The 7157-nt window shown below is 48.3% G+C and carries 6 protein-coding genes; 3 read left to right on the top strand and 3 right to left on the bottom strand.

The features are described from left to right. Positions 1-101: 101 nt before the first annotated feature. Positions 102-299: a hypothetical protein gene (locus ADA01nite_RS10520; protein WP_146809919.1), complete on the bottom strand. Its 198-nt coding sequence runs from the start codon at positions 297-299 to the stop codon at positions 102-104. Positions 300-686: 387 nt separating this feature from the next. Here ADA01nite_RS10520 and ADA01nite_RS10515 point away from each other — a divergent pair, with 387 nt between their 5' ends. The 3 genes from ADA01nite_RS10515 (at position 687) to ADA01nite_RS10505 (ending at position 5205) form a co-directional block, all read left to right on the top strand. Continuing rightward, entirely contained in the window at positions 687-2669 is a 1983-nt protein-coding gene (locus tag ADA01nite_RS10515; RefSeq protein ID WP_146809918.1) for a methyl-accepting chemotaxis protein, read from the top strand. A 132-nt stretch (positions 2670-2801) separates the two neighbouring features. Then, entirely contained in the window at positions 2802-4139 is a 1338-nt protein-coding gene (locus ADA01nite_RS10510; RefSeq protein ID WP_146809917.1) for a cytochrome ubiquinol oxidase subunit I, read from the top strand. Positions 4140-4173: 34 nt separating this feature from the next. After that, entirely contained in the window at positions 4174-5205 is a 1032-nt protein-coding gene (locus tag ADA01nite_RS10505; RefSeq protein WP_246147298.1) for a cytochrome d ubiquinol oxidase subunit II, read from the top strand. An 84-nt stretch (positions 5206-5289) separates the two neighbouring features. Here the strand turns inward: ADA01nite_RS10505 and ADA01nite_RS10500 are convergent, their stop codons facing one another. Then, positions 5290-5487 carry a hypothetical protein gene (locus tag ADA01nite_RS10500; protein WP_146809915.1) on the bottom strand — a complete coding sequence of 66 codons (198 nt, stop codon included), beginning with the start codon at positions 5485-5487 and terminating at the stop codon, positions 5290-5292. Between the two features lie 122 nt (positions 5488-5609). Further along, positions 5610-7055 (bottom strand): hypothetical protein, encoded by a 1446-nt coding sequence (locus tag ADA01nite_RS10495; RefSeq protein ID WP_146809914.1) that lies wholly within the window; start codon positions 7053-7055, stop codon positions 5610-5612. Between the last annotated feature and the right edge of the window lie 102 nt (positions 7056-7157).

Below are 7157 nucleotides of genomic sequence, written 5' to 3'. Positions count from 1 at the left end.
AATTAAGAAGTAACAGCTACTTGCGAAATAAAAGCCGATGATCCCTTAATATAAGAGACATCGGCTTGTCTATTTCTAGACTCTTTTCGTATTATAAATTTTTATTCGGTATCCATTCCAAGAACTTCTGTCTCAAAAGATTTGTAAGCATTTTGAATGCCTATCTTAACATCTTTAATTTTTACATTTTCGGAATACTTGCCAACAATAGAGTATAAATCGCTGGCTAATTCCCTGCGTTTTTCTCGATAAAACTCAAGTAATACGACAATTCCGTAATTTAATTCCTTACCACTCATATACAACCATTCCTTTTATTATAAATGTACCAAATTGTATATTTCTGTCTGTAACGTGAAATTTCCTTCACTGTTAAAGCTATTTCATGAGTTTTACCAAAAGAATGAAGGTACAGTAAAAAGGTAAAAAGAAATGCCCCGGGAGAGCAAATCTTATGGGGCTTGTTTAGTATAAAGGTTATTTATTTAATATTTTGACTGGAGGAGAAAATAAAGATAGCCCGGGAGTAATATAATCAGACTATAAAAACTATTAAAAAAATGGAAAAATTGGTTGACTTATGTAATTGTGCGGTATATTTTTATCTATGGAATTTTTAGACCTTATGAATTAGGAATAAAGATTCTAAATCGGTTCTTTTATAGCGCACAAGGGGATACGACATAATGAAAAAAGAAAAAGACAGCGTTCGATGGGGTTTGAGAGCAAAGTTAAATGTGGCTTTTGCAATAACTTTGTTGGTGCCAAGTCTTCTCATTGGCATTTTTTCCTATCAGACGGCGCGAACCAAAGTAGAGAATCAGTTGACGGAAGCAGCAAAGCAGAATGTGCAGCTTCTTAACCATACGATTAATCAAATGCTGGAGGCCAAGAAGCAGGAAGTCGAGTTTTTGGCGGGATATCTTCAGGCAGACGCCATTCAATCCGCAAACGATCCGGCTGTAAGAAAGATACTAACGAAGTTTCAGGAAACACAGCCTATGCTTGAGCGTACATACATCGGGACAGAAGCGGGCGTATTTATCAAATGGCCGATGACCCAGATGAAAAAAGGATTCGATCCAAGACAGCGTCCGTGGTATAAAGATGCGGTAAGCAGTCCTGAAGAAACCATAGTGACAAGCCCTTATATTGCCGCTTCATCAAAAAATATGGTCGTCACCATTGCCAGGATGACCAGGGACGGAAAGGGCGTTGTCGGAATGGATGTCAGTCTGAAGAAGCTGGCGGACATTACGAAGCAGGTTCAGGTCGGGAAAAGCGGATACGCTTTTATTACAGACAAAGACGGAAACGTTATCGTCCATCCGGAGTATCAGGCAGGAGAAAGGATAAAGGATGCTTCCTGGTTTCAGCCGATGCTTCAAACCGCGGCAGGAGAGTACGAAGCTCTGATAGAAGGGGAACAGAAAAAGGTAACATATGTGTCCAATGCGGAGACCGGCTGGAAGATTGGCGGAGCCATGCTGAAGCGGGAAACAGATGATGCGGCGCGTCCGATACTATACACGATGCTGGTTGTGGTTCCGCTGACGACTGTAATCGGCGTCGTTCTTGTGTATTTTCTCGTTTCTTCCATGACGGCGCCTCTTAAAAAACTAATGATGGGTGCACATAAAATTAAAGAAGGTGACTTACGCACACAAATGAATGTCAAATCAAGGGATGAATTCGGACAGTTGGGCCATAGTTTTAACCAAATGAATGAATCCCTGCGGAACATCGTAGCTCACATGAATGATACGGCAGAGCACCTGGCTGCCTCTTCCGAGCAATTAAGCGCCAGTTCGGATCAGACAAAATCAGCGAGCGGGCGCATTGCCAGTATTGTACACCGGGTCGTAGCAGAATATAGAAGCCAGGAAAAACGGGTAGCGGCGACTTCGAACACAGTCAAGGAAATGGCGACGGCGGTTCAGCATATTGCCGTCCGTGCCGAAACCGTATCGGACTCGGCGGTACGTGCCAGTCAATTATCTGGCGAAGGCAAGCACGCGATCGAGACAGTATCGGAGAAAATGAGCGCCATTCATGGAACGGTACGGCAACTGGATGAGAAGATGGAGATGCTGGGCGAACGATCCCGAGAAATTGGAACGATTGTAGCGTTCATTAATGAAATTTCAGAGCAGACGAATCTGCTGTCGTTGAACGCGGCGATCGAAGCGGCAAGAGCAGGAGATCAGGGCCGCGGCTTTGCTGTAGTGGCGGATGAGGTGCGTAAGCTGGCAAACCAAACCGGTGAAGCATCTCACCGCATCGAGCAGGAAATCCACCGTATCCAGCGCGAGATTGAGGGCATGGTGAATGCCATGAAACAGGGAGCGTCAGAAGTTGAGGGCGGTATTCATACCGTCACTGCCGCGGGTGAATCGTTCCTGGATATCGATAGAGCCGTACAGGAAGTTACGGGACAAATCCAGGAGATTTCCGCCTCGACCGAACAAATTGCTGCCAGTACGGAAGAAGTGGTGGCAGCGATGAATCATATCGCCAAGAGGACAACCGAAAACAATCAGAGCCTGGAGAGCATTTCCAAAGCGACAGACGAGCAGCTATCGTCTATGGAAGAAATCGCGGCTTCTTCGCATTCGCTCGCAAATCTGGCCGAAGAAATGCAGCAGCAATTGCGGCGTTTCACACTATAAAAAGTATAGAGACACCTGTCGGGGACGTATAGTCAAGCGCTCCTGGCGGGTGTTTTTTATTTTCATACATCTTTCCGTTGGAAAAACAAATACTAAAAGGGAAGTGATACCAGACGAGAGGAGCGGACGATAGTGACGGATTTACAATTGGCACGGGCAATGTTTGGGACCACAATGGGGTTTCATATTATATTCGCCACGCTCGGCGTAGGGCTTCCGCTGATGATTCTGGCGGCGGAGATTATGTATCAATGGAAGAAAGACAAAGATTACAGCATTATGGCTCAGCGCTGGACGAAAGGATTCGCGGTGCTTTTGGGCGTGGCGATTCCGTCAGGCACGATAGCGGGCGTACAGCTATCCTTGCTTTGGCCCGGTTTTATGGAAGTGGTGGGCAAAGTGATTGCACTGCCGTTCCAGATTGAGATTTTCGCATTTCTGCTGGAAGCCTTGTTTATGTCGATCTATGTCTATGCCGCGGACCGGCTTTCCGCGGGGATGCGAATTCTTAGCGTAAGCCTTGTGGCGCTTGGAGCCCTGGCTTCTGCCGTACTCATTACAAATGTGCATGCGTTTGAGGGAACGCCCGCCGGATTCAGAATTGAGAACGGTCAGATCGTGGATGTCGATCCGTGGGCGGGATTTTTCAATCCGAGCTTTGCAGTCTCAGCGGTCCATGTCGGACTCTCCGCATATATGACGGGCGCATTTGTCATTGCTTCGGTGGCTGCATTTAAAATGCTGAAGCACAAAAGCAGGGGGAAAGCGTTTTTATTTCACCGCAAAGCGCTGATGATGTCGCTTGCGATCGGCGGTTTATTCTCCGTTGGGACGGCACTCAACGGCCACGAATCCGCGCAGATGCTGCACGAGTATCAGCCGGAGAAACTGGCGGCCGCGGAAGGGTTGTTTGAGACGCGGGCCTATGCGCCGCTTGCGATTGGCGGTTATACGGATGAAGCGACGCAAAGTGTTAAGTATGCGGTTGAAATTCCGTGGGCGCTGAGTTTTCTTGCGGGTAACCGGTTCGATGAAGTGGTGAAAGGTCTTAACGACTTTCCGCGGGAATACTGGCCGCCGCTGTATGTACATACGCTGTTCAACGGGATGGTAGGCATCGGATCGCTGTTGATTTTGCTGTCGATTATCGGTTTTGCCTGGCGTCATCTGTTGAAGCGGGAGGCGTTTCCGCACTGGTTGATGTGGCTGTTTATCGCATCCGGACCGCTCGCCGTGATGGGGATCGAGTTCGGCTGGATTTTCGCCTGTACCGGACGCCAGCCCTGGGTGCTGTACCGGACGATGCTGACGGCAGATTCGGTGACGCAGACGGGTAACATCGGTCTGCTTTTTGCGCTATTCGTCACCATTTATCTCATATTGGGCATTGCGACCGTGGTTGTGCTGCGCCATTATTTCAGGCGTCATCCTCTGGAGAAGGAGCTGGAAGGGAGCGCGATCGGTTCATGAGAAGTACAATAAAATGGGAAGGGATGTGCGGTCGGTGAGCGATGAACTCATTGCTATTGCCATACTCTGGTTGTTCGTCTTCGTGTATTCGGTCGCTGCGTCCATCGATTTCGGAACCGGTTTCTGGTCGATGATATACCGCAACCATGAACAGAGCAAAGCGACCAATATCGCCAACCGGTATCTTTCTCCTTCGTGGGAAGTGACGAACACATTTGTCGTACTCATCGTTGTCGCGCTGGTAAGCTTCTTCCCGGGTGCCACATTTACGCTCGGAACAGTGCTGCTGGTTCCTGGAAGCTTAATCCTGCTTCTGTTGGCGATTCGCAGCGCATTCCTTGTCTATTCGCACTCGATGGAAGGGTACGAAAAAAAGCTCGCCATTGTTTCAGGCATCAGCGGGTTGTTTATTCCCGCCCTGCTCATTCTGGTGCTTCCCATAACCCAGGGCGGATTTATCGGTACGGCGAACGGGTATGAAGAATTGCTGCTCGGCAAGCTGTTGACGAGCGCCAGCGGGCTTTCGTATATGGCATTCGCCATCAGCACCACGTTCTTTTTATCCTCACTCTTGCTTGCGGACTATTCACGTGTAGCGAGTGAGCAGGAAGCGTACCGACTGTATCGGCGCGACGCGATTTTAAACGGACCTCTTTCCTTTTTTATGGGGCTGGTGTTGGTGGCTTCAATGAAAAGCGAGGCGGCGTGGCTGTATGAGAATTTGCTGCAGCAGATCAATTTGCTGCTTTTCTCCGCCGCCCTGTTTCTTATCGGATATACGGCTCTCTGGTGGCCCGGCGGACAGAAAGAACATATGCAGGGAAGACCCCGTATTGCGGTGCTTGGTGTTGTGGCTCAGTACTTGCTGGCAAGTTATGCATACGGAAAAGCGCATCTGCCGTATATCGTATATCCGCATGTCACGATCGAATCCGCTTTTACTCACCCGAATACGTTCCGTGCTCTGTTCGCCTCTTATATTGTCGGGTTTGCGATTTTAATGCCGGGATTTATTTATTTTTGGCGCATGTTCATGAAAGACAAGCGGTATGTGAAACAGCGGTAGAATAAATGAAGGAAAGCCCCGTTTTGCCGAATCGGCAGAGCGGGGCTTTGTTTTTAAATATAGAAGAAACCGACAAACAGGTGGTTAGCTGCTGAAAAAGCTCATGCTGGAGTATTTATGTTTTTTGTAATGACGGTGTCCATAGGAGCGAGGGGAGAAACCGCCGCGGCCTTTGCCCATCAGTTTTCGGGCGCCCATCGCCAATCCGCCTACCAGCAGAAGGCCGAATACGAGTGCGAGCAGGACTACGACGACGATGCCGCCAAGCAGCAATTTAATCATGTTTTTTCCTCCTTCATTCGGTACTCACCATGCATACGTGCCAGCGTAAAAAAAGTTTCAACTTCCGTGTATGTCACAAAAAACGAGGGACCAGGTCGTATTCCTGTGCCGCCTCGTTTTTTTCAGCGGGTGCGCAGCCATTCATTCTTGCTGTCGATTAAAAATTGCAAATCGGCGTTGGGCTCTCCGTAAATTTTATTGAGTAAATACTGGGAAAGCGCTAAGTCATCTCTCGTCAAATATGCATAGTCCGGATACGCATGCGGCTTCAAATTCGGGTATAACGCATAGTATAGGTTGTGATCAGGCTTGACCCAACGGTTTTTCGTGGCCACAATCCCCTCCAGCAACCGATCGGCCAACTGCTTCTTCTGTTCATCGCCGTCATACACGAATGCCTCGTACAGGTAATTCATATTGGCAGCCTGATGGTTCAGGGAGGTATGCGTTTGTTTCGAGCCTGCACCACCTACATAATCGGGCAGAAAGAGGCCGTTTTGGCCGACTTTCATGCCGTGCTGTGTGGAATAGCGTTCAAGATACATATCCCATTTGCGCAGCGCCTGCTTTATGGCCGGATCCGGCATCGCCTGGTTGAAGCGCAGAAGGAATGTAGCATTGTCAGCGTTTCGGCGATTATCCATATAGCGGTACCCGATATTATATTCTTTGTGCAGCCACTCGGATCGTGGCTGTGTTTCCCAATATCCTTCACTAGTTTGCGTTCTAAGGGATGCATAAGCAAGATGAGAAGCGACATTGACGAACCATACGCCGTTTTCCTGGCCGGACAGGAAGGAAAGAGCACGCAGACCGTCACCGTTGGCAGGATTTCGGTAGAAAGAGTGCGGTTCATACGGTCGGTATGTCGTCTCGTTGAGGTAGTACGCTCCGTCTTCTCGCAATTTTTTGTCATATTCAAATTCGAGCAGGGCAGCTTTGGCGGCAGCCTGCTGGTTATCCCAACGAATAAGCGGTACTGCAGACAGCATCCCCCAGGTGGTGGACTCGGTATTCGCATTTGCGCTTAGTGTCAGGGAAAATAGGTGGCCGAATCGCAATTTCATATGTTTAACCTTTGCCTCCGCCTGCGGTTGCTCGGTATATACCGTATAGCCGAGCGGCTTGTGCGCATCGACCTTGCCGATTCGATAGAACAGATGATTTGCATCTATATACAGCGAGGAAGAGAAGGAATCGGAAATCTGTGATGTTTTTTTCCAACCCTTTTCCTTGCCGGTGGTAAGCCAGGCGGTTTGATTGATGTCTGTATCCAGAGCGGTAATCTGCAATTGTACGGGCTCGGCCTTACTAGAAGCGGTATACCGGACAAAATAGAGAACGCTTCCGTTTTCCATTTGCGCAAATGTCAGGTGGAAAGAACGCCCATTTTTTTTGTAATGATAATGAGTGTAAACGGCATGTTCATACGTATTAGATGTGACGACGGGTGTAACGGATGTTATCCATCCTTTCGCTTCAAGCCGATATTCCTGCATGCCGTCCTTATCCACATCCAGCGGATACGCGGCAGAAGAGCGTTCTTCGGCAGAGACCTTTCTTTCCAATAAGAAACTCAAAGCAAACAACAGGCAACAAAAGAGACATAGGACAATAAGAAGGGGTTGTTTTTTTCGCACGCTTAACTCTCTCTTTTTTCAGGATGTATA

The sequence above is a fragment of the Aneurinibacillus danicus genome (genome assembly GCF_007991215.1).
GTDB classification, from domain to species: domain Bacteria; phylum Bacillota; class Bacilli; order Aneurinibacillales; family Aneurinibacillaceae; genus Aneurinibacillus; species Aneurinibacillus danicus.
Note: the sequence above shows the minus strand (reverse complement) of the source record. Positions and strands in the feature narration are given on the sequence as shown.

Coding starts and splice junctions, on each gene's coding strand:
- ADA01nite_RS10500 (WP_146809915.1), bottom strand. CDS start 5,487: ATGATTAAATTGCTGCTTGGCGGCATCGTCGTCGTAGTCCTGCTCGCA.
- ADA01nite_RS10515 (WP_146809918.1), top strand. CDS start 687: ATGAAAAAAGAAAAAGACAGCGTTCGATGGGGTTTGAGAGCAAAGTTA.
- ADA01nite_RS10520 (WP_146809919.1), bottom strand. CDS start 299: ATGAGTGGTAAGGAATTAAATTACGGAATTGTCGTATTACTTGAGTTT.